A 24,278-nucleotide genomic window follows, 5' to 3' on the forward strand; every position below is an offset into this window, starting at 1 on the left:
GTTGACCATGCAGCATGAATCCCACGCCCACGGCATCGACATGTCGGCCCTGGGCCGCGACAAGCAGAGCCTGCGCCTGGCCGAAGAGACCGTGGCCATCGAAGTACCCGGGCTGTCCCTGTTCTACGGCGACAAGCAAGCGTTGTTCGACGTCAGCCTGAACATCCCCAAGCAGCGCGTGACCGCCTTCATCGGCCCGTCCGGCTGCGGCAAGTCCACCCTGCTGCGGACCTTCAACCGCATGAACGACCTGGTCGACGGCTGCCGCGTGGAAGGCGCCATCAACCTGTACGGCAACAACATCTACCGCAAGGGCGAGGATGTGGCCGAACTGCGCCGCCGTGTGGGCATGGTATTCCAGAAGCCCAACCCGTTCCCCAAGACCATCTACGAGAACGTGGTCTACGGCCTGCGCATCCAGGGCATCAACAAGAAGCGCGTGCTCGACGAAGCCGTCGAGTGGGCTCTGAAGGGCGCGGCGCTGTGGGATGAGGTCAAGGACCGCCTGCACGACTCGGCCCTGGGCCTGTCCGGCGGTCAGCAGCAGCGTCTGGTGATTGCCCGTACCATCGCCGTGGAGCCGGAAGTGCTGCTGCTCGACGAACCGTGCTCGGCACTGGACCCGATCTCGACCCTGAAGGTCGAAGAGCTGATCTACGAACTGAAATCCAAGTACACCATCGTCATCGTCACCCACAACATGCAGCAGGCGGCTCGGGTTTCGGACTACACCGCGTTCATGTACATGGGCAAACTGGTCGAATTCGGTGACACCGACACCCTGTTCACCAACCCGGCGAAGAAGCAGACCGAAGACTACATCACCGGTCGTTACGGCTAACTATCGGCCACAGGGTGCTTGTGTGGGAGCGGCCTTGTGTCGCGATAGGGCTGCAGAGCAGCCCCGGCGATTCATGCATCACGGCTGAAACCCTGGGGCCGCTTCGCGGCCCATTCGCGACACAAGGCCGCTCCCACAGGCCAAGGAACGACACGAACCACTTGAAGCGTGCAGCTGCTTCGCGGAGCGAAACGATGATCAACAAAGAAAGCCTTACCCACCACATCTCCCAGCAGTTCAACGCCGAGCTCGAGGAGGTGCGCAGCCACCTGCTGGCCATGGGCGGCCTGGTCGAGAAGCAGGTGAACGACGCCGTCACCGCGCTGATCGAGGCCGACTCGGGCCTGGCCCAGCAGGTGCGTGAGGTCGATGAACAGATCAACCAGATGGAGCGCAACATCGACGAGGAGTGCGTGCGCATCCTCGCCCGTCGCCAGCCGGCGGCCTCCGACCTGCGCCTGATCATCAGCATCTCCAAGTCGGTAATCGACCTGGAGCGCATCGGCGACGAGTCCACCAAGATCGCCCGCCGCGCCATCCAGCTGTGCGAGGAAGGCGAGTCGCCACGCGGCTACGTCGAGGTGCGCCACATCGGCGACCAGGTGCGCAACATGGTCCGCGACGCGCTGGACGCCTTCGCCCGTTTCGACGCCGAGCTGGCGTTGTCGGTGGCCCAGTACGACAAGACCATCGACCGTGAGTACAAGACCGCGCTGCGCGAGCTGGTCACCTACATGATGGAAGACCCGCGCTCGATCTCCCGTGTGCTCAGCGTGATCTGGGCCCTGCGTTCGCTGGAGCGCATCGGCGACCACGCGCGCAACATCTCTGAACTGGTGATCTATCTGGTGCGCGGTACCGACGTGCGCCATATGGGCCTCAAGCGCATGAAGGCCGAGGTGCAGGGCGAAGCCTTCGATGAGGGCGAAATCGCTAATGTTCCGGCTGAACCGGACGATAAATAGGATTGCTCCCGAGCATGAACGCCCGGCAATCGCCGGGCGTTTTCGTTTGCGGTCGAGCACCAGCAGGCACCCGCGAACCGTGTGAGAAGTCCCGGCGTGACCAGTGGTTTGGCAAATGGCCATCAGTCGGCGGTATGCTAGCCGGGATTCAAGAGGAATATCGATGAGTAAAGTGAATGTACTGGTCGTGGACGATGCCCCGTTCATCCGCGACCTGGTAAGGAAGTGCCTGCGCAATGCCTTCCCCGGCATGGTGATCGAGGACGCGGTCAATGGCCGCAAGGCCATGGCCATGCTGAGCAAGGAGCGTTTCGACCTGGTCCTGTGCGACTGGGAGATGCCGGAGATGTCCGGCCTCGAACTGCTGACCTGGTGCCGCCAGCAGGAAGAGATGAAGACCATGCAGTTCATCATGGTGACCAGCCGTGGTGACAAGGAAAACGTGATCCAGGCCATCCAGGCCGGTGTTTCCGATTTCGTCGGCAAGCCGTTCACCAACGAACAGCTGCTGACCAAGGTGAAGAAGTCGCTGACCAAGATCGGCAAGCTCGACAGCCTGATGTCCAGCGCGCCGGCGCGGGTCAACTCGGCGTTCGCCAACGACTCGCTCAGCGCCCTGACCGGCGGTCGTCCGGACGCTGCCAAGGTGACTGCGCCTGCCGCCGCGCCCGTGGCAGCAGCGGCCAAGCCGCTGATCAACGCCCCCACGCCCAAGACTGCCGCTGCGGCGGCCCAGACAGGCCGTGGCCAAGGCCAACTGCGCCTGTCCAGCGGAACCCAGCCATGCATGATCAAGGCCCTGAGCCTCAAGGAAGCCCTGCTGGTGGTGCGCCGCGGCACCAACCTGCCACAGGTGCTTGAAGGCGCGGTGCTGGACCTGGAGCAAGGCGAGAATGCCGAAACGGCGCGGCTGAACGGCTACCTGCACGCCATTGCGGCGCTGGAGCCTAAGCCCGAGAGCGACTGGCTGCAGCTGACCTTCAAGTTCGTCGACCAGGATGCGCAGAAGCTCGACTACCTGTCGCGGCTGATCGCCCGCGGCACGGCGCAGAAGCACTTCACGCCCGGGGCCTGATGGCCTGGGTTGGATAGGTGGACGTGAACCCTGTGGGAGCGGGTTTACCCGCGAATACGATGGTGCTGTCGCCGACGCATTCGCGGGTGAACCCGCTCCCACAGAGATCAATGCTCTCTGCTTGATCCTCTGAAACTTCCGACCAGCTGTCACAACTTGTCTTTATTCCGGCTGCTAGGCTTCGACAGAACACAACTGTCAAAAAGCCACCATCATGCCGCCCGCCCGCCTGCTGCTGTTCTGTGCCTTGCTCACGGCCTCGGCGTCGAGCCTGGGCATGACCGTCTACAAGACCACCGACACCTTCGGCGTGGTCTCCTATTCCGACCGCCCGAGCCCGGGGGCCAAGGCCTTCGTGTTCCGTGAGCCCATGGTCGAGCGCCTGGATGGCCAGGTTCGCCTGAAGACCGAGCCCTTTGCCGGCGGTGTGCGCTTTGTCGCCCGCAACGAACTGTTCGTGCCGATGGAGGTGGAACTGCGCGTGGAGCGCCTGGCCAACGCCCAGGGTGGCAACGCCCCGCGCATCGTCCGACGCCTGGTTCCGCCGCGCTCGACCCAACTGCTCAGCGTGGTCCAGGCCCGCCAGGGGAGCAGCCTCAGGTACGACACCAAGTTTCGCTATGCCATGGGCGATCCGGGCCAGCGCCCGCAGGGCTATCGCTACCCCTTCCCCTGGAGGGGCGGGCCGTTCCGCCTGAGCCAGGGGCCCAATGGCCGTTTCAGCCACTTCGGGCCCAAGGGGCGCTACGCCATGGACATCGCCATGCCCGAAGGCACACCGATTATCGCGGCGCGGGGTGGGGTGGTGGTGAAGATCGAGAACAACCAGACCGGACGGGGCAACAACCCGGCGGGCAACTTCGTCAGGATCCTGCACCCGGACGGCACCATGGGCGTGTACCTGCACCTGATGCGTGGTTCGGTGGTGGTGGGCGAGGGGCAGCGGGTGGCCCAGGGGCAGGCGCTGGCCAAGTCGGGCAACACCGGCAACAGCAGCGGGCCGCACCTGCATTTCGTGGTGCAGCGCAATGTGGGGTTGGCGCTGGAGTCGATACCGTATCAGTTCGACCGGCCGATTGGCGGGTTGCCGGATTTTACTGCCGGCAACCCTTGAGGCTTTCGCGGCACAAGGCCGCTCCTACAGGGGAATGCGATCTACTGTAGGAGCGGCCTTGCCGAGGCGTCGGACCGGCCGGAAAGGGCTGCAAAGCAGCCCCAGGGATATCAATCGAGCTTGAGCACCTTGGCCAGCACGATCTTCGGCCCTTTCATCTTCTTGATGATGATGCGCAGGCCGTCGACCTCCAGCACTTCCTCTTCCTCGGGCACGCGCTTGAGGGTCTCGTAGACCAGGCCGGCCAGGGTTTCCGCCTCGATGTGATCGAGGTCGACGCCCAGCAGGCGCTCGACCTTGAACAGCGGCGTATCACCACGTACCAGCAGCTTGCCCGGCTGGTAGGCGAGGATGCCGCGCTCGGTCTTGCGGTGTTCGTCCTGGATATCGCCGACCAGCACTTCCAGCACGTCTTCCATGGTCAGGTAGCCGATCACCTTGCCATCGGCTTCCTCCACCAGCACGAAGTGCGCGCCGCCCTTGCGGAACTGCTCCAGCAACTGGGACAGCGGCATGTGCCGCGACACGCGCTCCAGCGGGCGGGCGAGGTCTTCAAGGTCGATGGTCTCGGGCAGGTGGTCCCGCTCGGCCAGCTCCAGCAGCAGGTCCTTGATGTGCAGCAGACCGGTGAACTCCTCGCGCTCGGCGTCATACAGCGGATAGCGGCTGAACTTGTGGCGGCGTAGCAGGGCGAGGATTTCCTTCAGGGGCGCATGGGCGTCGATGCTGACCATGTCCTCGCGGGAGTTGGCCCAGTCGACCACCTCCAGCTCGCCCATCTCCACGGCCGAGGCCAGCACGCGCATGCCCTGGTCGCTCGGATCCTGGCCGCGGCTGGAGTGCAGGATCAGCTTGAGCTCCTCGCGGCTGTAGTGGTGCTCGTGGTGCGGCCCGGGCTCACCTTGGCCTGCGAAGCGCAGGATGGTGTTGGCGCTGGCGTTGAGCAGGTAGATGGCCGGGTACATTGCCCAGTAGAACAGGTAAAGCGGCACGGCAGTCCACAGCGACAGCAGCTCGGGCTTGCGGATCGCCCACGACTTCGGTGCCAGCTCGCCGACCACGATGTGCAGGTAGGAGATCACGAAGAAGGCGACGAAGAACGAGATCGCCTTGATCAGCTCGGGGCTGTCCACGCCCACGGCGGCCAGCAGCGGCTCGAGCAGGTGGGCGAACGCCGGCTCGCCGACCCAGCCCAGGCCCAGGGAGGCGAGGGTGATGCCCAGTTGGCAGGCCGACAGGTAGGCGTCGAGCTGGTTGTGCACCTTGCGCAGGATGCTGCCACGCCAGCCGTGCAGCTCGGCGATGGATTCGACCCGGGTGGAACGCAGCTTGACCATGGCGAACTCGGCGGCAACGAAGAAGCCGTTGAGCAGCACCAGGAACAGGGCGAAGAGAATCATGCCGAAATCGGCGAATAACGAGGTGAGGCTGATACCAGGGGAAGGGTCCATGATGGAGTTTTTACGGGGTCCGTCTTTGAATTGAAGAGAAAAAAAGTGCCAGCGATGGCTGGCACGGGGGATCCAATGTAGCGGCTGGAGCCGCAAAAGCAAAGGGGAGGCGTCCCATCGCGGGGTAAGCCCGCTCCCACGATCGCTGAGGTAACGCGTGGGAGCGGGCTTGCCCCGCGATGATTCAGGCTTTGCTTGACACCAATTGCGCCGGTGCGAAGTGGCAGGTAAAGGTGCTGCCATGCCCCGGCACGCTGCTGATTTCCAGGCGTGCGCGATGGCGCATCAGTACATGCTTGACGATGGCAAGCCCCAGCCCCGTGCCGCCGGTATTGGATGCGCGGCTGGAGTCGACCCGGTAGAAGCGTTCGGTCAGGCGTGGCAGGTGCTTGGCTTCGATCCCCACTCCCGAATCCTGCACGCTCAGGTGCGCGCCCTGTTCGTCGGCCCACCAGCGGATGCGGATATTGCCTTCGTCCTGGGTGTACTTGACCGCGTTGAACACCAGGTTGGAGAACGCGCTGCGCAGCTCCGATTCACTGCCCTTGAGACGAATGCCAGGAGCCGCCTCCAGGCTGATGCGCTGGTTGCGCGGTCCGGACAGGGCCTGGGCGTCGTTCTTGATGGCGCCGAGCAGGGTGTCGACCAGCACTGGCTGGTTGTCGGAGGGGTAGTCGGTGGCCTCCAGCTTGGCCAGCAGCAGCAGGTCGTTGAGCAGGGTCTGCATGCGCGAGCCTTGCGCGCTCATCTGCTGCAGGGCGCGGCTCCAGCGTGGGTTCACGTCCTCGACGTTGTCCAGCAGCGTCTCCAGGTAGCCGGTGATCACTGTCAGCGGCGTGCGCAGCTCGTGGGAAACGTTGGCGACGAAGTCCTTGCGCATCTGTTCCAACTGGTGGATGCGGGTCACATCGCGTACCAGCATCAGGTGTTCGTTGTTGCCGTAGCGGGTCAGGTGCAGTTGCACGCGCAGGCGGTCGTTGATCGGCGAGGGGATCTCCAGCGGCTCGGCATAGTTGTCCGACTCGAAGTACTCCTTGAAGCGCGGGTGGCGCACCAGGTTGGTCACCGGCTGGCCGCCGTCCTGCGGGGTCTTGAAGCCCAGCAGGGTCTCGGCGGCGCGGTTCCACCACTCCAGGTTGCCTTCGCTGTCGAGCATGATCACCGCGTCGCGCAGGGCGGCGGTGGACTCCTGGACCCGGTCGATCACCGCCTGCAGGCGGCCGCGCACGCGCTGGTCGCGGCGTTGCAGGTGGTAAATGCTGTCGAACACCTCTCCCCACAGGCCGTAGCCATCGGGGGGCGCTTCGTCGGGCTGGTGGTTGCGCAGCCAGTCGTGCAGGCGCAGCAGCTGCTTCAACGTCCAGCCCAGGTACAGGGCCAGGCCGATGGCCAGGCTCCAGCCGTAGTAGCCGCTGACCAACCCGCCGATCAGGCAGACGGTGATCAGCAGGAGCATGTGGCGAATCAGGGTCGCGTGCCAGTTCTGGTTCAATTGACAGTCCTTGTACAGCGGGCGCTTGGGCTTCGATCAGCTCTTGGTCGAGAAGCGATAGCCGGTGCCGCGGACGGTTTGTACCAGATTTTCATAGGCTTCACCCAGCGCCTTGCGCAGGCGACGGATATGCACGTCGACGGTGCGCTCCTCGACGTAGACGTTGCCGCCCCAGACCTGGTCGAGCAGCTGGCCACGGGTGTAGGCGCGCTCCTGGTGGGTCATGAAGAACTGCAGCAGGCGGTATTCGGTGGGGCCCATCTCGGCCGGCTTGCCGTCGATGGTCACGCGGTGGCTGATCGGGTCGAGCAGCAGGCCGCCGACTTCGATCGGCGCCTCGCTGTCGCTCGGGCCGGTACGGCGCAGCACGGCCTTCAGGCGCGCCACCAGCTCGCGGGGCGAGAACGGCTTGGTGATGTAGTCGTCGGCGCCGACTTCCAGGCCCTGGATCTTGTTGTCCTCTTCACCCTTGGCGGTGAGCATGATGATCGGGATGTCGCCGGTCAGTTCGTCGCGCTTGAGGCGGCGGGCCAGCTCGATGCCCGAGGTGCCCGGCAGCATCCAGTCGAGCAGGATCAGGTCCGGCTTGCGGTCGACGATGATGGCGTGGGCCTGTTGCGAGTTCTCGGCCTCGAGGCAGTCATAGCCGGCCATTTCCAATGCAACGGCGATCATCTCGCGGATAGGCGCTTCGTCGTCGACGATCAGAATGTTTCTGCCAACCATGCTCAATTACCTCTCCCAGGAACGGTGTCTTGGCCCGCATTAGATAACGGAATTATTGCAGCTGTGTGACAGGGTGTTGGCCATTCTGGCGACATTGCGTGACTGGACTAGGCTTCAAGGGGCCGCGAAGGCGGTGCGGACATTCAATCCACCCCCGAAACAATGGTGATCCCAATGACACGACATACGCTGAGCTGGATGGCCCTTTGCGCTGCGCTGGCAGTGCCGGGGGTGGCGTCGGCTCATCACGCCATGGAAAAGGACGGCATGTGGGTCGATCATGACGGCATGACGCTGTACACCTTCGACAAGGATGCCGGCGGCAAGTCCATGTGCAACGGTGAGTGCGCCAAGAACTGGCCGCCGTTGATGGTGAAGAAGGACGACGAGGCGCCGAAGGACAAGTGGACCCACGTCACCCGCGACGATGGCTCGATGCAGTGGGCCTATGACGGCAAGCCGCTGTACACCTTCGTCAAGGACAAGCAGGCCGGGGAGACCACCGGTGATGGCATGAAGGACGTCTGGCATATCGCCAAGCCCTGAAGGTTGTTACCTGACCCTGTGGGAGCGGGTTTACCCGCGAATGCGATTTTCGCTGCACCATCGCATTCGCGGGTAAACCCGCTCCCACAGGGTGCGATGAAGTTCAGCGCAACGCGTAATCCAGCACCACCCCGCCAAAGATCAGCAACCCCGCCCAATGGTTGTGCAGAAACGCCTTGAAGCAAGACTCCCGATCCAGCTTGCGCGTCGACCAGAACTCCCAGGCGAAGCACACCGCCGCCGCCAGCAGCCCGAGGTGGAACCAGCCGCCCAGCTCGAAGCGGTTGCCCGCCAGCAGCAGGCAGCCCAGCGACAGCAACTGCAAGGTCAGGATGATTACCCGGTCGGCCTCGCCGAACAGGATGGCGGTGGATTTCACGCCGATCTTCAGGTCGTCGTCGCGGTCCACCATGGCGTAGTAGGTGTCGTAGCCCACCGTCCACAGCAGGTTGGCGATGTACAGCAGCCAGGCGCTGGCCGGCAGCTCGCCGCCCGCGGCGGTGAAAGCCATGGGGATACCCCAGGAGTACGCCGCGCCCAGCACCACCTGCGGGTAGTAGGTGTAGCGCTTCATGAACGGGTAGCAGAACGCCAGGGCAACCGCGCCGAACGACAGCCACACCGTGGTGGCGTTGGTGCACAGCACCAGCAGGAAGCTCACTCCCACCAGCAGGGCGAACAGCGCCAGCGCTTCGCGGGGTTTCACCCGGCCGCTGGCCAGTGGCCGGTCGGCGGTGCGCTTGACGTGGCCGTCCACCTTGCGGTCGGCGAAGTCGTTGATGCAGCAGCCGGCGGCGCGCATCAGCACCACGCCGAGGCCGAAGATCAGCACGTTGGCCAGGGTCGGCGAGCCGTTGCCGGCGATCCACACCGCCGACAGCGTCGGCCACAGCAGCAGGTAGATGCCGATCGGGCGGTCCATGCGGCTCAGCTGGATGAAGTCCCAGGTCCGTGGATGCAGGCGGTTGAGTGACTTGAGCAGTTGCAGGTACATCAGCGGTTCTCCTCCTTGGCCACGTGCCACAGGGCAGGCAGGAATACTTCGGCCACCAGCAGGTCGAGGCCGTCGCGCTCGAAGCGCGAGCGCCGCCCCCACAACCCGGCGCTGGCGGCCTCGGCGGGCAGCCAGCCCTGTGGATAACTGCACACTTCGATAGGGTGGCGGACGAATGCCTGGTCACAGAACAGCAGTTCGCCCAGCGAGCGGCTGCCCAGGGTCTCCAGGTCCAGCCCGCCGCGCTCCAGCGCCGTGCGGCTGGCCACGCTGCGGGCGAATACCCACGGATGGCCGTGGCCGCGCAGGTAGACCTCGCGCACCCAGCCCTGCGCGCCAGGCGCCAGGCCCAATGCGGCGCATTCGTCGTCGCGCAGGGGCTGCCAGCCCTCGAACAGGGGCGTGACACTGAAGTGATCGCGGGAGAGACGGGTCAGGCGACGGGTCAGGGAGCCTTCGTCGAACAGCCAGCCCAGGGTCGGCTGGTCGAGGGTGCTCGCCAGCTGCGGATACGCCAGCCACGCGACAGCGGCTGCTTGCGGGGTTTCGTACGGCACGTCGGTATGCTTGATACAGGCCAGAGAGGCGGCGAGCTTAGCATGATTGCCATCGTGGCTTGCATACTGCCAGCAGGGCCAGTACAAAAGCCGACCAGAGATTGCACGGTGGTCTCCTTGCGGGGGCAGGCTTGCTCCGCGCCGAGGCCGTCAGCTGCAACGCACCCTTAAAGCCTGACCGAGGAACAGCAGTAAATGAAGAAGTGGCAATGTATTGTCTGCGGCCTGATCTACGACGAGGCCCAAGGCTGGCCGGACGACGGCATCGCCCCCGGCACCCGCTGGGAGGACGTACCGCAAGACTGGCTGTGCCCCGACTGCGGCGTGGGCAAGAGTGATTTCGAAATGATCGCCATCGGCTGATCACAACCCTGGCTTGAAGAAGGAATGCACGACATGACGTCCCCCGTAGTGATCATCGGAACCGGCCTTGCCGGCTACAACCTGGCGCGAGAGTTTCGCAAGCTCGACGGCGACACGCCGCTGTTGCTGATCACCGCCGACGACGGTCGCTCCTACTCCAAGCCCATGCTGTCAACCGGCTTCGCCAAGCAGAAGGATGCCGACGGCCTGTGCATGGCCGAACCGGGTGCCATGGCCGAGCAGCTCAAGGCCGAGATTCGCACCCATACCCGCATCAGCGGCATCGACCCGGGCCACAAGCGCCTGTGGATCGGCGAGGAAGCGGTGGAGTACCGCGACCTGGTGCTGGCTTGGGGCGCGCAGACCGTGCAGGTGCCGGTCGAAGGCGATGCGGGCGAGCTGATCTTCCCGATCAACGACCTTGAGGACTACGCGCGGTTTCGCGTCGCCGCCGCGGGCAAGCAGCGTGTGCTGATCCTCGGTGCCGGCCTGATCGGCTGCGAATTCGCCAACGACCTCAGCCTGGGCGGCCTGCAGTGCGAGGTCGTCGCCCCGTGCGAGCAGGTGATGCCGACCTTGCTGCATCCGGCCGCCGCCGCAGCCGTGCAGGCAGGTCTGGAAGGGCTGGGGGTGCGCTTTCACCTCGGCCCGGTGCTGACCCGCCTGCTACGGGCAGGTGAGGCGCTCGAGGCGCACTTGTCCGATGGCAGCGTGATTCCCTGCGACCTGGTGGTGTCGGCCATCGGCCTGCGTCCGCGTACCGACTTGGCGGCGGCGGCTGGGTTGCAGGTCAACCGTGGGGTGGTGGTGGACCGCCAACTGCGCACCTCCCACGCCAACATCCACGCCCTGGGCGATTGCGCCGAGGTCGATGGCATCAACCTGCTGTACGTCATGCCGCTGATGACCTGCGCCCGCGCCTTGGCCCAGACCCTGGCCGGCAACCCGACCGCAGTGGCCTACGGCCCGATGCCGGTCACCGTGAAGACCCCGGCCTGCCCGTTGGTGGTGTCCCCGGTGCCGCCCGGTCACGAAGGCACCTGGGTGGTGGAAGGCAGCGGCGCCGACCTTAAAGTGCTCTGCCATGGCGCCGATGGCCAGCTGCTGGGCTACGCACTGACCGGCGGCGCGGTCATGGAGAAACTGGCGCTGAATCGCCAGCTGCCGCCTTTGATGGCGTAAATAGCGGGCGTTCTGTCGGAATTATCCTGTTCTTGCCGCGACAATGGCCGCCCAGATACTGGCGCGGCCCCGGTCGGCGTGCCATCCTCACTGGCGTCTGCCGCAGACTAGAGCCTGCGGTGCCTTGAGCGCTGCTCCCTTCGGCAGCACGGCATAACAACAAGAAATCCCGTCAAAGAGGCTTCACTATGCGTAAACCAGAACTCGCCGCCGTCATCGCCGAAAAGGCCGATCTGACCAAGGAAAAGGCCAATATTGTCCTGAACGCGATTCTCGATAGCATCACCGGTGCGCTCGACGAGGACACCGTGACCCTGGTCGGTTTCGGCACCTTCGAAAAACGCCACCGTGGCGCCCGCACCGGCAAGAACCCGCAGACGGGCGAGCCGGTGAAGATCAAGGCCAGCAACACCGTCGCTTTCAGACCAGGCAAGAACCTGCGCGACAGCGTCAACGTCCCGGCCAAACCTGCCAAGAAAAAGTGACCGAACAGGCTCACCAGACGGGCGCCTGGAGGCGCCCGTTGCGTTTCTGGTAAGCAAATGCGGCGAACTTGCATCAACGGGGCGAGAAACGGATAAACTGCGCGACTCAGTCACTTTTCATTCGAGGCGTGTTGATGAAGTTTCGCTTTCTTCTCTGGGCCATGGGTTTGCTGATGGCCAAGGCCAGCCGCAACAACCCGGCGTTCCAGCAGCAGCTGCAGGACAAGGACCTGGTCTTCCAGATGCAGACGCTCGACGGCAAGGTCGCCCGGCACTTCATCGTCAAGGACCTGCGCATCAGCAGCAAGGGCGGCCTGCACCCGCAGCCGGCATTCGCCATCGCCTTCAAGGACGCCGCCTACGGCTTTGCCACGCTGCAGGCCGGCAACAAGCAGCTGGCGTTCATGCAGGGGATCCAGGAGAAGAATATCCAGATCAAGGGCAATCCGGCGCTGGTGATCTGGTTCCAGGGCTTGATGAAGTACCTGAAGCCGAAGAAGAAGGCCTGAGCCCCAGGCGCAGGCGATACCCGCAGGGAGCTGTGCCCTTGTGGGAGCGGCCTTGCGTCGCGAAAGGGCTGCGCAGCAGCCCCAGCAATTTCGATGGTGGCTCGGAATCTGGGGCCGCTGCGCGCCCCTTTCGCGACGCAAGGCCGCTCCTACAGGGTGATCTTAATGCGAATGCGGCGCGTGGAACTGCGACGCCAGCTCGCGCAGCAGGGCCTCAGCCTCCAGGACCTTGTTCACCACCTCTTCGGCCTTCTCCCGGGTCAGCCCCAGGCGCTCGAGCAGGGCATCCGGGATCTCGTCCCTTGGCCCCGAGCCGATTCCCCGGGCGCGCAGCAGGCGCGTCGCCAGGCACACCAGGTTTGGGAACGCCGCATAATCGCCGTCGTACGCCGGATCGTGCTGGAAACGCAGGGCTGTGGACAGCTCATCGGGCATGTCCCACAGCTTCATCAGCCAGGCACCGATCTGTTCACGGCTGATCCCCAGCAGGTGTTGTTCCACATAGCTGTGGCACAGGTGCGGGTTGACCTCCAGGTGACGGCAGATCAGCGAGAAGTGCGGCGGGAAGACGTGGGCCAGCAGCAGATAGCCGAAGTTGTGCAGCAGGCCGGCCAGGTAGGTCAGGCCCGCTTCCGGGCGCTCGGCGCGTGGCATGGCCCGGGTCAGGCCCTCGATCACCGCGGCGGTGTAGATCGACTGCTGCCAGTATGGCGTGGCCTGTTGTGGGTGGTCCTTGGGCAGGCTCAGGGTCTTGCCCAGCGCCAGGCCCAGGGCCAGGTTTATCACCAGGTCGAAGCCCAGCACGCGGACGATGGCGTCCTCCACCGAGCGAATCTTGCCGGGCGAGGCGTAGTACGGGGAGGCAGCCCAGCTGACCACCTGCGCGGCCAGGGCTGGGTCGGTCTCCACCACGCCGGTGATGTCGTCGATGCTGGCATTGGGGTCGACGCGCAGCTTGATGATCTTCTGCGCGGTGTCGGCCAGCGGCGGAATCTCGATGGTCTGTTCCAGGCGTTGCTGGATGCGACGGGCGGTGAAGGCCTGGACGGCGCGGATGACTTCCTTGGGAGGGCCATCCAACTGATCGAAACTCAGGCGAATATCGCTGATCTGCTGGCCGAAGGTGCTGGCGCTGGCCTTGAACAGCATCTTCTTGAAGGCCGTCCTGCCGATTTCCAGGAGCAGGCCGGCTTCGCCGGACTGGATCAGCAGCGTCTCGTTGTCGAGCAGGCTCTTTTCGTACTGGCACGGCGAGCTGGTCAGGGCGGGAATCGCCGGCAGGGCCTTGAGGTGATGCTTGTCGAGCATCTGCTTCAGGCGCTCCAGCGGCACGGCCTTGAGCTTGCGACCGGTCAGTTCCTCGAGGCGCTTGAGGTCCAGCAACTGGCTTTGCGGGAACAGCACCATCAAGGCACCGATCTCGTCATCGAGCAGCACGGCCTGCACCCGCGAGGCGGCCGGCAGCCCCGGGTGCTCGGGCACCTCGCGGAAGCTGACGCCGAGCTTGTCGAGCAACAGCCGGATGACAGACGGTGCGTGTAGGGTTGCGGTATCCAGGGCAACTTCAGTCATGGCCTGTATCCAATCATTCTGTAAACGCGAAGTATAACCAGCCTGGCCGCCAAGCTGGATCCATTATGGGACGGGCGTCACACCTGGCCATATTGTTGGCCGTGGCGCAACCAGCGGTCGAGTAGCGGGCTAACGTGGTCGGGCCAGCGTGCCAGCAGGGCCTGGGCGGCATCACGCACGGCCGGCAACAGGTCGGCATCGCGCATCAGGTCGGCGACCTTGAACTGTAGCAGGCCGGTCTGGCGGGTCCCGAGCATCTCGCCGGGGCCACGCAACTCCAGGTCCTTCTCTGCTATGACGAATCCGTCGTTGGTTTCCCGCATGATGCCCAGGCGCTCGCGGCCGATCTGCGACAGCGGCGGGTGGTAGAGCAGCACGCAATGGCTCACCGCGCTGCCCCGCCCGACCCGCCCGCGCAACTGGTGCAGCTGGGCCAGGCCCAGGCGCTCGGGGTTCTCGATGATCATCAGGCTGGCATTGGGCACGTCGACGCCGACCTCGATCACCGTGGTGGCCACCAGCAGTTGCAGGTCGCCGGCCTTGAACTCGGCCATCACCGCGGCCTTTTCCGCGGGCTTCATGCGCCCGTGGATCAGGCCCACGCGCAGCTCGCCCAGGGCGCTGCCCAGCTCCTCGAAGGTGCTCTCGGCGGCCTGGCAGGTGAGTTCCTCGGACTCTTCGATCAGGGTGCACACCCAATAGGCCTGGCGGCCTTCGGCGCAGGCGGCGCGGACCCGCTCGACCACCTCGAAGCGACGGCTGTCGGCGACCAGCACGGTGTTCACCGGGGTGCGCCCGGGCGGCAGCTCGTCGAGGATCGAGGTGTCCAGGTCGGCATAGGCGCTCATGGCCAGGGTACGCGGGATTGGCGTGGCGGTCATGATCAGCTGGTGCGGGCACAGCTGGCCCATTACGCCCTTCTTGCGCAGGGCAAGGCGCTGCTGCACGCCAAAACGGTGCTGTTCGTCGATGATCGCCAAGGCCAAGTGCTTGAACTGCACCTCATCCTGGAACAGGGCGTGGGTGCCGACCACCATGGGCGCGCCATTGGCGATCTGCTCCAGGGCGCTGGCGCGGGCCTTGCCCTTGAGCTTGCCGGCCAGCCAGGCGACCTCGATGCCCAGCGGCTCGAGCCAGCGCTTGAAGGTGATGAAATGCTGTTCGGCGAGGATCTCGGTGGGCGCCATCAGCGCTACCTGGTAGCCGGCCTCCAGGGCCTGCAGCGCCGCCAGGGCGGCGACCACGGTCTTGCCGGCGCCGACGTCGCCCTGCACCAGGCGCATCATCGGCTCCGCCTGGCTGAGGTCGTAGGCGATCTCGTTGCCGACGCGCTGCTGGGCGCCAGTCGGGTTGAAACCGAGGTTGGCCAGATACTGGGCTGGCAGGCGGCTGGCCTTGGGCAGCACAGGCGCCCGCAGGCTGCGTAGGCTCTCGCGCAGGCGTTGCTGCGAGAGCTGGTGGGTAAGCAGCTCCTCGAAGGCCAGGCGGTGCTGGGCCCAGTGATGCCCTTCGGCGAGCTCCTCGAGGTCGGCGTCGGCCGGCGGATTGTGCAGGTAGCGGATGGCGTCGCTGAGCGGCGCCAATTGATAGTCGCGGGCCAGCTGGTCGGGCAGCCAGTCGGGCAGGCTGCGCGGGCCGAGCAGACCCAGGCTCTGCTGGCACAGCAGGCGCAGGCGCTGCTGGGTCAGGCCTTCGGTGGTCGGGTAGATCGGCGTCAGCGTCTGTTCGACCGGCGGCGGTGCTTCGTCGCCGTTCAGCGCCCGGTACTCCGGGTGGTAGATCTCCAGCCCCGAGGCGCCGGGACGGGCTTCGCCATAGCAACGCAGGTGGGTGCCACGCTTGAGGCCCTCCTTCTGCGCATTGCTGAAATGGTAGAAACGCAGGCTCAGCGTGCCACTGCCGTCGCCCAGGCGCACCACCAGGCTGCGGCGCTTGCCCATGGTCACGTCGGCCCCGCTGACCACGCCCTCGATCACCGCGTCCTGGCCTGGACGCAGCTGGCCGATGGGCACCACGCGGGTGCGGTCCTGGTAGCGCAACGGCAGGTGGAACAGCAGGTCCTGCAGGTTCTCCAGGCCGACCTTGGCGAGTTTCTCTGCCATGGCTTCACCAACACCCTTGAGCGTGGTTACCGGGACGTTCGACAGCTCGGTCATGGGGTCAGGCCGGTTGTTCCACCGGCGGCTTGGCCACCGAGCAGAGGCGGATCGAGTCGGCGAGGATCTCGATGGCCTTCGGCCGCGGGAAGCTGGCGCGCCAGGCGATGGCCACGGTGCGGAACGGTGCGGGCGCGGTCAGCGGACGGACTTCGATGACGCCCGGCGCGTAATGGTGGCTGTGCACCGCCGACAGCGGCAGGATCGAGACGCCCAGGCCCGAGGCGACCATGTGGCGGATGGTTTCCAGCGAGCTGGACTCGACCGTGGTGTGCTTGGCGCCTTCGCCACCCTTGTTCAGTGTCGGGCAGGCCTCGAGCACCTGGTCGCGGAAGCAGTGGCCCTCGCCAAGCAGCAGCAGGCTCTTGTCGTTGAGCATGGCGGTGTCGATGGTGTCCTTGGCGGTCCATGGGTGGTCGGCCGGCATCAAGGCGCAGAACGGCTCATCGTACAGCGGCAGGGTCAACACGTCGGCCTCGTTGAACGGCAGGGCGATGATCACCGCGTCCAGTTCGCCGTTGCGCAGCTTCTCGCGCAGCACATGGGTGAAGTTCTCTTCGATGTACAGCGGCATCTGCGGCGCCACGCGGTGCAGTTGCGGGATCAGATGCGGGAACAGGTAGGGGCCGACGGTGTAGATGGCGCCTACCTTGAGTGGCGCGGTCAGCTGGTTCTTGCCGGCCTGTGCCAGCTCGCGGATGCCCTGGGCCTGCTCCAGTACCTTCTGCGCCTGGGCGACGATGCTCTCGCCGACCGGCGTGAGACGCACCGCGCTCTTACTGCGCTCGAAGATCAGCACGCCGAGTTCGTCCTCGAGCTTCTTCACGCCCACCGACAGGGTCGGCTGGCTGACGTGGCAACGCTCGGCTGCGTGGCCGAAGTGCTGCTCTTGCGCGAGGGTGACGATGTAGCGAAGTTCGGTGAGGGTCATAACGTGCGTCCATGAAGTTGCGGCCCCAGCATAGCGGCTGCAATCGATAGACGCACGTTATCAGACTTGCCGTTTTGTGACAGAAACAAAAAACGTCAGCGTCGGTCCAGCGAGTAGACGAACGGCGCGACGACTTCGATCGTGCCATTGTTCAGCAACTCCGCCGGAGGCTTGGGCACCGTGCCGGCACGGCGGATCATCTCCAGCGTGGCCCGGTCCAGCGCAGCGCTGCCTGAACCGCCGGCCAGCGTGTACGAGACCACCTTGCCTTCGGCATCGACCACGAAGCGCAGGCGGTTGATGCCCTGCAGCCCACGACGGCGAGCGTCCTCGGGGTACTTCTTGTACTTGGCCAGGTGGCGCAGCAGGTCGCTCTGCCAGCTCGGCAGGGCGTTGCTGTTGGACGCGATGCTCGGCTGCGGCGCCGCCGACTTCTGCGGTGGCGTGTTGCTCGGCGGCGTGTCCGCGACGTCGTCCTTGGCCGGTGGTTCGTCCTTCGGCGGCTCAAGCTTCTTCTCGGGCTTGGGCGGCTGTGGCTTGGCCTTGGGCTTGGGCGGCTTGGGAATGGCGATCTTCGGCTTAGGCGCCTCTGCCAGCTTGGGCAGCGGCGGCTCCTCGATCGGCGTCGGCGGTTTCGGGGCGGCCTTGGGCGGTGGCGGCGGCGCGGGCTCGGGCAGCGGTGCCAGCTCGACCATCATCGCTGCCGGCGGCAACTCGAGGGCCTGGGGCACCGACCAGTTGAGCGTCAGCAGCACGGCGACCGCGTGCACACCCAGCACGATCGCCAGGCTGCCACCGTAGCGCGCCATGTTTGAGCGCGTTTTCGTCATTTCTTGGCTGCCGTCTCGAGTCCGACCAGGCCGACCTTGAGGTAGCCGGCGGCACGCATGGTGTTCATCACTTCCATCAGGTCGCCGTAATCGACGCCCTTGTCAGCCTGGAAGAAGATGGTGGTTTCCTTGTCGCCCTTGGTCTTGGCGTCGAGCATGGCGCCAAGCTGGTCGCGCTGGGCCACCTCGTCGTCGCCGAGGTAGAGCTTCTTGTCGGCCTTGACGCTGACGAACACCGGCTTCTCGGGCCTCGGCGCGGGCTTCGCGGTCGAGGCGGGCAGGTCGACCTTGATGTCGACCGTGGCCAGGGGCGCCGCGACCATGAAGATGATCAGCAGCACCAGCATCACGTCGATGAACGGCGTGACGTTGATTTCGTGGTTCTCGGCGAGGTCGTCGCCACCTTCGTTGAGATGCAGGCCCATGGCTTACCCCACTTTCACCATGTGCGGGGCGGCGCGCTCGCCACCCTGATGGTCCAGGTCGCGGCTGACCAGCAGCAGCACCTGGGCGGAGGCGTCGGACACCTGTGCCTTGTAGCCGGCGATGGAGCGAGCGAAGACGTTGTAGATGACCACGGCCGGGATCGCGGCGACCAGGCCAAGGGCGGTGGCCAGCAGCGCCTCGGCGATGCCTGGGGCGACCACGGCGAGGTTGGTGGTCTGGGTCTTGGCGATGCCGATGAAGCTGTTCATGATGCCCCACACGGTGCCGAACAGACCGACGAACGGTGCGGTGGAACCGATGGTGGCCAGTACGCCGGTACCACTGCTCATGGTCCGGCCGCTGGCTGCCACCAGGCGCTCCAGACGGAAGCTGACGCGTTCCTTGATGCCTTCCTTCTCGCGGGCGTTGGCCGACAGGCGCATCTCTTCGAGGGCGTCATGCACCAAGGTGTGGGCCAGGGTGCCTTCCTTGTTCGACACTTCGCTGGCCTCTTTCAGGCTCACCGAGCGCTTCAGGGCGGCGATCTCGCCACGCAGGCGGCGCTTGGCGCCCATCAGCTCGAAGCCCTTGGCGATCCAGATGGTCCAAGTGATGATCGAGGCGATGGCCAGGCCGATCATCACGGCCTTCACCACCACGTCGGCGTTCTTGTACATGCCCCATGGGGACAGGTCGTGGGCCATGCCCAGCGAGGTGTCTTCGACCATCGCCTGCACGTTCTCGTCCGCCGGAGCCTGACCTTCCACCGGAGCATTCGCGTCAGCAGGCGCGGCGATTGGCGCGGCAACCGGCGCCTGGCCTTCGGCGGCAGGCGTGGCTGGGGCGGCGGCCGCGGCGGGTGCCGGGGTAGCGGCGACAGGCTCATCGGCCATGGCTGCCGGGGCCAGTACCAGGCTGAACATCAGCGCGGCAATGGCGCGCCAGGCGCGCGACGGGGTTGGCGAAGCGGAAGGTTGAGTACGTGTCATGCTGGCCGGACCTGATGAAGAGAAATGGGTTGAGTTCTTCAAGGCCTCGATGCAGGCCGAGAACAGACAGGGTCGCCATTATTGCAAGTAATTCTTGTTAACAAAAGTAATACTGTTGCTTTTTTTGACCTTGGTATAGCCGTTTATCGCGCTAACCCGATAGCCTGTGCCTTTCGCATTAGGAGGTTTGGTATGTCAGACGTTTCAGCTTTGATCGTGGGTTGCGGTGATGTGGGCAGCCGCCTGGCCCGCCAGCTGCTTGCTCAAGGCTGGCAGGTCAGCGGCTTGCGGCGCTCGGTCGATCAGCTGCCCGACGGGGTTCGGCCGATCGCCGCCGATCTGTCCGAGTCGCAGATGCCGAGCGCCTGGCCTGAGCAGGGACCTGATTACCTGGTGTATTGCGTGGCGGCCAACCAGCACGATGAAGCCGGCTACCAGGCGGCCTACGTCGAAGGTTTGCGCCATGTACTGGGATGGCTGGCGGCGAAAGGGCAGCGGCCGCGACGCCTGGTGTTCGTGTCCAGTAGCAGCGTGTATGCGCAGCAGGACGGTGAGTGGATTGCCGAAGCGGCAGCCACGCAGCCCGAGGGCTATTCCGGCAAGGTGATGCTCGAGGCCGAGCGGCTGGCGCTGGACAGCGGTATTCCCGCGACGATCGTGCGCTTGACCGGCATCTATGGCCCGGGGCGCGAGTGGTTGCTGAGCCAGGTGCGCCAGGGTTATCGCGTGGCCGAGGAGCCGCCGTTGTACGGCAATCGCATCCATGCCGAGGATGCCGCCGGGCTGATGGCGCACCTGCTGCGGGCCGATGCCCGGGGCGTTGCGCTGGACGACTGCTATATCGGTGTCGATGACGATCCGGCGCCGCTGGCCGAGGTGGTGGCCTGGCTGCGCGAGTACCTGGGCGTTACCCAGTGGTCGGATGAGCAGCGGGTACGGCGTACCGGCAGCAAGCGTTGCAGCAATGCGCGGGCGCGGGCGTTGGGGTGGGTGCCGATGTATCCGAGCTATAAAGAAGGCTATGCGGCGATTCTGCAGGGGCGTAGCTAAAGCGCTGCTTATCGACCCTGGGGCTGCTTCGCAACCCTTTCGCGACACAAGGCCGCTCCCACAAGGGGTGTGCATTACCTGTGGGAGCGGCCTTGTGTCGCGAAAGGGGCGCAAAGCGCCCCCTGCAGTCTCTGGTTAATCCTTTTCCAACACCCACTGCCGCGCACCGGCGGTCAGTTGCGGCATTTCATCCGGTTGGGCGCGGTTCACTGCCTGGAAGATCTCCAGGGTGTCGCCGTCGCGCTTGAAGATCCACGGCGCGCCGCGCTGGTTGCGCTCCAGCCACAGGCTGTCGTTGCCATCGCCCATGGTCGCGCAGTCGCCCGCCAGGCACAGGGCGAAGCGGTCGGGGCCGGGCAGGCCGGTGACGTTGCCGGTGTCACTGAAGCGCACCACGGCGCCCTTGCCCTGGCCTTCGACGATCTTCCAGTCGCCGTCCAGGTACTGCTGGTACAGCGCTCTCTCGAAACTGCCGCCCAGCGGCAGATTCTGTGGGCCTTCGCTGCGCACGAAGGTCTGCTGGTGACCGGACGGGTCGATGGCCAGCAACTCGTCGCCGTCGAGCTTGAGCTGTTCGACCAGGCCGCCTTCGAAGCTGACCTGCCAGTCCTTCTCGTTGGCGCTCAGACGCCCGTCGGCCGCCTCGAAGCCATTGCTGAAGCTGGCCTGCTGGTTCTTGACGTCGATCTTCCATTCGAACACCGGGCCCTGGGCGTCGAGGGCCTGGCGCAGGCTGGTGCCTTTGCGGGCGGCGTCGATGGCGGCCTGGTTGATCCAGGTGCCGTTGAAGTCTTCGGGTTTGTGGCTGGCGCAGCCGCCCAGGAGCAGGGCTGCCAGCGCGAGAGGCAATGCGTGGCGCATGGGGGAAACCTTGGGGCAGGGGAGGGTGGTGACGGGCGTGGGCGCCCGTCACCGGGGCATTACTCGAGGACCAGGATCGCGTCCATCTCGACCTGGGCACCCTTCGGCAGCGCGGCCACGCCGATGGCGGCGCGGGCCGGATAAGGCTGTTCGAAGTAACGGCCCATGATCTCGTTGACCTTGGCGAAGTGGCTCAGGTCGGTGAGGAAGATGTTCAGCTTGACGATGTCCTTGAACGAACCGCCAGCGGCTTCGGCCACCGACTTCAGGTTCTCGAACACCTGGACGGTCTGGGCTTCGAAGCCTTCAACCAGCTCCATGGTCTTCGGATCGAGCGGGATCTGGCCCGACATGTACACGGTGTTGCCAGCCTTGATCGCTTGCGAGTAGGTGCCGATGGCGGCAGGGGCCTTGTCGCTGGTGATGACGGTCTTGCTCATGATGACTCCTTGCGGTTGGCGGACTACGCACGCATCCGGGTGATGCGGACCACGCCGGTCAAGGTGCGCAGCTTCTTGATCACACGGGCCAGGTGCACGCGGTCGTGCACGCTGACCACCAGTTGGACCACGCTGATACGGCCGTCGCGTTCGTCCATGCTGATTTTCTCGATGTTGCCGTCGGCGGCGTTGACGCTGCTGGCCAGCAGCGCGATCAGGCCGCGCTGGTGTTCCAGCTCGACGCGCAGTTCGACGTTGAACTCGCCGGTGATGTCCTTGGCCCAGGAGAGCTGCAGGCATTTCTCCGGATTGTGGCGGACTTCACTGATGTTGCGGCAGTCTTCCAGGTGCACGACCATGCCCTTGCCGGCCGACAGGTGGCCGACGATAGGGTCGCCCGGGATCGGAGTGCAGCACTTGGCGTAGCTGAGCACCAGGCCCTCGGTGCCGCGGATCGCCAGCGGGCCTTCCGGCGCCGGCAGTTGCTCGCCTTCGGCGGACAACAGGCGGCGGGCGACCACGTAGGCCATGCGGTTGCCCAGGCCGATGTCTTCGAGCAGGTCCTCGAGCAGTTCCAGGCGGTACTCGGCGAGGATCGACTGGATGCGCTCCTGGGGGATCTTCTCCAGGCTGCTGTCGAAACCGGTCAGCACCTTGTTCAACAGGCGCTCGCCAAGGCTGATGGACTCGGAGCGACGCTGCTGCTTGAGGGCGTGGCGGATGTGCGTGCGCGCCTTGCCGGTGACCACGAAGTTGAGCCAGGCCGGGTTCGGCCGGGCGCCCGGAGCGCTGACGATCTCGACGGTGGAGCCGCTCTGCAGCGGCTCGGACAGCGGCGCCAGGCGGCGGTTGATGCGACAGGCGATGCAGCTGTTGCCGACGTCGGTGTGCACCGCGTAGGCGAAGTCGACGGCGGTGGAGCCCTTGGGCAGCTCCATGATCCGGCCTTTGGGGGTGAAGACGTAGACCTCGTCCGGGAACAGGTCGATCTTTACGCTCTCGATGAATTCCAGCGAGTTGCCGGCGCGCTGCTGCAGCTCGAGGATGCCCTTGACCCACTGGCGGGCGCGGGCGTGGCTGCCCTTGGGCTGCTCTTCCTCGTTGGACTTGTACAGCCAGTGCGCGGCGATGCCGTTGTTGGCCATCTCTTCCATTTCGCGGGTGCGGATCTGGATTTCGATGGGCACGCCGTGCATGCCGAACAGCGTGGTGTGCAACGACTGGTAGCCGTTGGCCTTGGGGATCGCGATGTAGTCCTTGAACCGGCCCGGCAGCGGCTTGTACAGGTTGTGCACGGCGCCGAGCACGCGGTAGCAGGTGTCGACCTTGTCGACGATGATGCGGAAGGCGTACACGTCCATGATCTCGGTGAAGGCGCGGCGCTTGCCGCGCATCTTCTTGTAGATGCCATAGAGGTGTTTCTGCCGGCCGCTGACCTCGCCCTGGATGCCGTCGGCGGCCAGGCAGTTGGCCAGCGAGGTCTCGATCTTGGCGACGATTTCCTTGCGGTTGCCCCGCGCGCTCTTGACCGCCCGGTGGATCAGCGACGAACGCATCGGGTGCATGGCCTTGAAGCCGAGGTCCTCGAACTCGACGCGCACGGTGTGCATCCCCAGGCGGTTGGCGATGGGGGCGTAGATCTCGAGGGTTTCCTTGGCGATGCGTCGGCGTTTTTCGCCGGACAGCACTTCCAGGGTGCGCATGTTGTGCAGGCGGTCGGCCAGCTTGACCAGGATCACGCGGATATCGCGGGCCATGGCCATGGCCATCTTCTGGAAGTTCTCGGCCTGTGCTTCGGCCTTGGTCTCGAAGTTCATCTGGGTCAGCTTGCTGACCCCGTCGACCAGCTCGGCGACGGTCTCGCCGAATTGCTGGCTCAAGGCTTCCTTGGCGATGCCGGTGTCTTCGATCACATCGTGCAGCATGGCCGCCATCAGGCTCTGATGGTCCATGTGCATGTCGGCAAGGATGCTGGCGACCGCCAGCGGATGGGTCACGTAGGGTTCGCCGCTGCGGCGGCGCTGGCCATCGTGGGCCTGCTCTGCGTAGAAGTAGGCCCGGCGAACCAGGTTGACCTGTTCGGGGCCCAGGTACGTCGACAGCCGTTCGGCGAGGGCTTCTATACCCGGCATGGTTTCACCTCTTGCTGAAGAAGAGGGCCTTGCGCCGCACGGTGTCGACTGGGCATCAATCAGACGGCCTCGTTGTTCTCGTCCTCGAACGCGGCGAATACCGGATCCTCGGTGACGATCTCTTCGGCGGCGATGAACTCTGGCGTGACGATGCCTTCGGCGATTTCACGCAGGGCGACGACGGTCGGCTTGTCGTTTTCCCACGCAACGCGTGGCTCTTTGCCGCCGGTAGCCAGCTGGCGGGCGCGCTTGGTCGAGAGCATGACCAGCTCGAAGCGGTTATCCACGTGTTCCAGGCAGTCTTCAACAGTTACGCGGGCCATGGTCTTCCTCAGTAGCAAATGCGGTAGGCGTGCGCCCAGAATGGGCAGGCGGACTCGATAGTTTAAAAAATCACCAGCCAATAGGGAAGGGTTGTTTTGTCGGGTGTGCCTGTTTCGCCTCTATCGCGGGGCAAGCCCGCTCCCACGAATGTGTTGCCGAAACGGGGCAACGTGGGAGCGGGCTTGCCCCGCGATAGGGCCGATCCAGACAACTGGAGCCAACCGCCGATGCCCGACAATAGCGTGCCGTCCATCGCCGACACAACCG

General features: G+C 65.1%; 25 protein-coding genes. 10 read left to right on the forward strand and 15 right to left on the reverse strand.

The window, feature by feature from the left end; translation table 11 throughout:
* Positions 1–7: 7 nt before the first annotated feature.
* The 4 genes from pstB (at position 8) to DMX06_RS08655 (ending at position 3,995) form a co-directional block, all read left to right on the forward strand.
* Positions 8–841, forward strand: coding sequence for a phosphate ABC transporter ATP-binding protein PstB (gene pstB / locus DMX06_RS08640; RefSeq protein ID WP_110736314.1), 834 nt, complete (start codon positions 8–10; stop codon positions 839–841).
* 194 nt (positions 842–1,035) lie between these two features.
* Complete coding sequence (gene phoU, locus DMX06_RS08645; protein ID WP_110736220.1) at positions 1,036–1,806, forward strand: phosphate signaling complex protein PhoU; 771 nt, start codon at positions 1,036–1,038, stop codon at positions 1,804–1,806.
* A 163-nt stretch (positions 1,807–1,969) separates the two neighbouring features.
* Positions 1,970–2,881 (forward strand): response regulator, encoded by a 912-nt coding sequence (locus DMX06_RS08650; RefSeq protein ID WP_038707068.1) that lies wholly within the window; start codon positions 1,970–1,972, stop codon positions 2,879–2,881.
* A 214-nt stretch (positions 2,882–3,095) separates the two neighbouring features.
* A complete protein-coding gene (locus DMX06_RS08655; protein WP_110736222.1) occupies positions 3,096–3,995 on the forward strand; it encodes a peptidoglycan DD-metalloendopeptidase family protein in 900 nt (299 codons plus the stop codon).
* Between the two features lie 110 nt (positions 3,996–4,105).
* Here the strand turns inward: DMX06_RS08655 and DMX06_RS08660 are convergent, their stop codons facing one another.
* The 3 genes from DMX06_RS08660 to phoB all read right to left on the reverse strand — a co-directional run bounded on the left by DMX06_RS08660 (position 4,106) and on the right by phoB (position 7,664).
* Positions 4,106–5,446: a hemolysin family protein gene (locus DMX06_RS08660; RefSeq protein WP_110736224.1), complete on the reverse strand. Its 1,341-nt coding sequence runs from the start codon at positions 5,444–5,446 to the stop codon at positions 4,106–4,108.
* A 184-nt stretch (positions 5,447–5,630) separates the two neighbouring features.
* Positions 5,631–6,902 (reverse strand): phosphate regulon sensor histidine kinase PhoR, encoded by a 1,272-nt coding sequence (phoR, locus tag DMX06_RS08665; protein WP_258378816.1) that lies wholly within the window; start codon positions 6,900–6,902, stop codon positions 5,631–5,633.
* 72 nt (positions 6,903–6,974) lie between these two features.
* A complete protein-coding gene (gene phoB, locus DMX06_RS08670; RefSeq protein WP_003253341.1) occupies positions 6,975–7,664 on the reverse strand; it encodes a phosphate regulon transcriptional regulator PhoB in 690 nt (229 codons plus the stop codon).
* A 174-nt stretch (positions 7,665–7,838) separates the two neighbouring features.
* Here phoB and DMX06_RS08675 point away from each other — a divergent pair, with 174 nt between their 5' ends.
* Positions 7,839–8,210: a COG4315 family predicted lipoprotein gene (locus DMX06_RS08675; protein WP_110736228.1), complete on the forward strand. Its 372-nt coding sequence runs from the start codon at positions 7,839–7,841 to the stop codon at positions 8,208–8,210.
* A 103-nt stretch (positions 8,211–8,313) separates the two neighbouring features.
* Here the strand turns inward: DMX06_RS08675 and ubiA are convergent, their stop codons facing one another.
* Positions 8,314–9,204, reverse strand: coding sequence for a 4-hydroxybenzoate octaprenyltransferase (gene ubiA / locus DMX06_RS08680; RefSeq protein WP_110736230.1), 891 nt, complete (start codon positions 9,202–9,204; stop codon positions 8,314–8,316).
* Positions 9,204–9,761 carry a chorismate--pyruvate lyase family protein gene (locus DMX06_RS08685; RefSeq protein ID WP_110736316.1) on the reverse strand — a complete coding sequence of 186 codons (558 nt, stop codon included), beginning with the start codon at positions 9,759–9,761 and terminating at the stop codon, positions 9,204–9,206. Before DMX06_RS08685 ends, ubiA begins: the two co-directional genes overlap by 1 nt.
* A 195-nt stretch (positions 9,762–9,956) precedes the next feature.
* Here DMX06_RS08685 and DMX06_RS08690 point away from each other — a divergent pair, with 195 nt between their 5' ends.
* The 4 genes from DMX06_RS08690 (at position 9,957) to DMX06_RS08705 (ending at position 12,300) form a co-directional block, all read left to right on the forward strand.
* Entirely contained in the window at positions 9,957–10,124 is a 168-nt protein-coding gene (locus DMX06_RS08690) for a rubredoxin (RefSeq protein WP_012312109.1), read from the forward strand.
* Positions 10,125–10,157: 33 nt separating this feature from the next.
* Positions 10,158–11,306, forward strand: a complete 1,149-nt coding sequence (locus DMX06_RS08695) for an NAD(P)/FAD-dependent oxidoreductase (protein ID WP_110736232.1) — start codon at positions 10,158–10,160, stop codon at positions 11,304–11,306.
* A gap of 188 nt (positions 11,307–11,494) precedes the next feature.
* Positions 11,495–11,791, forward strand: a complete 297-nt coding sequence (locus DMX06_RS08700) for an HU family DNA-binding protein (RefSeq protein WP_110736233.1) — start codon at positions 11,495–11,497, stop codon at positions 11,789–11,791.
* A gap of 134 nt (positions 11,792–11,925) precedes the next feature.
* On the forward strand, positions 11,926–12,300 hold the full coding sequence (locus tag DMX06_RS08705) for a hypothetical protein (protein WP_050707542.1): 375 nt from the start codon (positions 11,926–11,928) through the stop codon (positions 12,298–12,300).
* Positions 12,301–12,462: 162 nt separating this feature from the next.
* Here the strand turns inward: DMX06_RS08705 and DMX06_RS08710 are convergent, their stop codons facing one another.
* From DMX06_RS08710 to exbB, 6 genes are all read right to left on the reverse strand, one after another.
* Positions 12,463–13,872 carry an aminoacyl-tRNA deacylase and HDOD domain-containing protein gene (locus tag DMX06_RS08710; protein WP_110736235.1) on the reverse strand — a complete coding sequence of 470 codons (1,410 nt, stop codon included), beginning with the start codon at positions 13,870–13,872 and terminating at the stop codon, positions 12,463–12,465.
* Between the two features lie 77 nt (positions 13,873–13,949).
* Positions 13,950–16,028, reverse strand: coding sequence for an ATP-dependent DNA helicase RecG (gene recG, locus DMX06_RS08715; RefSeq protein WP_110736236.1), 2,079 nt, complete (start codon positions 16,026–16,028; stop codon positions 13,950–13,952).
* A 4-nt stretch (positions 16,029–16,032) separates the two neighbouring features.
* Complete coding sequence (locus DMX06_RS08720) at positions 16,033–16,959, reverse strand: hydrogen peroxide-inducible genes activator (RefSeq protein WP_050707539.1); 927 nt, start codon at positions 16,957–16,959, stop codon at positions 16,033–16,035.
* Positions 16,960–17,054: 95 nt separating this feature from the next.
* A complete protein-coding gene (locus DMX06_RS08725) occupies positions 17,055–17,789 on the reverse strand; it encodes an energy transducer TonB (protein WP_046857596.1) in 735 nt (244 codons plus the stop codon).
* Positions 17,786–18,214 (reverse strand): TonB system transport protein ExbD, encoded by a 429-nt coding sequence (exbD, locus tag DMX06_RS08730; protein WP_023632733.1) that lies wholly within the window; start codon positions 18,212–18,214, stop codon positions 17,786–17,788. The genes DMX06_RS08725 and exbD overlap by 4 nt, the downstream gene beginning before the upstream one ends.
* Positions 18,215–18,217: 3 nt before the next feature.
* Positions 18,218–19,204: a tonB-system energizer ExbB gene (gene exbB / locus DMX06_RS08735; RefSeq protein ID WP_110736237.1), complete on the reverse strand. Its 987-nt coding sequence runs from the start codon at positions 19,202–19,204 to the stop codon at positions 18,218–18,220.
* 192 nt (positions 19,205–19,396) lie between these two features.
* On the opposite strand from exbB, the gene DMX06_RS08740 reads away from it, so the two are divergent.
* The gene (locus DMX06_RS08740; protein ID WP_110736239.1) at positions 19,397–20,254 is read left to right on the forward strand and encodes an SDR family oxidoreductase; all 858 of its coding nucleotides are present in this window, start codon (positions 19,397–19,399) and stop codon (positions 20,252–20,254) included.
* A 135-nt stretch (positions 20,255–20,389) separates the two neighbouring features.
* Here DMX06_RS08740 and DMX06_RS08745 read toward each other — a convergent pair whose 3' ends face one another.
* From DMX06_RS08745 to rpoZ, 4 genes are read right to left on the reverse strand one after another with little or no spacing between them, the layout of a single operon-like run.
* The gene (locus DMX06_RS08745) at positions 20,390–21,115 is read right to left on the reverse strand and encodes a hypothetical protein (protein WP_110736241.1); all 726 of its coding nucleotides are present in this window, start codon (positions 21,113–21,115) and stop codon (positions 20,390–20,392) included.
* Between the two features lie 59 nt (positions 21,116–21,174).
* On the reverse strand, positions 21,175–21,555 hold the full coding sequence (locus tag DMX06_RS08750) for a RidA family protein (RefSeq protein WP_028689951.1): 381 nt from the start codon (positions 21,553–21,555) through the stop codon (positions 21,175–21,177).
* A 23-nt stretch (positions 21,556–21,578) separates the two neighbouring features.
* Positions 21,579–23,687, reverse strand: a complete 2,109-nt coding sequence (gene spoT / locus DMX06_RS08755; protein WP_028689950.1) for a bifunctional GTP diphosphokinase/guanosine-3',5'-bis pyrophosphate 3'-pyrophosphohydrolase — start codon at positions 23,685–23,687, stop codon at positions 21,579–21,581.
* 59 nt (positions 23,688–23,746) lie between these two features.
* Complete coding sequence (gene rpoZ, locus DMX06_RS08760; RefSeq protein WP_008091595.1) at positions 23,747–24,010, reverse strand: DNA-directed RNA polymerase subunit omega; 264 nt, start codon at positions 24,008–24,010, stop codon at positions 23,747–23,749.
* Positions 24,011–24,278 lie beyond the last annotated feature (268 nt).

It is taken from the genome of Pseudomonas mosselii, assembly GCF_003205295.1.
GTDB classification, from domain to species: Bacteria; Pseudomonadota; Gammaproteobacteria; order Pseudomonadales; family Pseudomonadaceae; genus Aquipseudomonas; species Aquipseudomonas mosselii_B.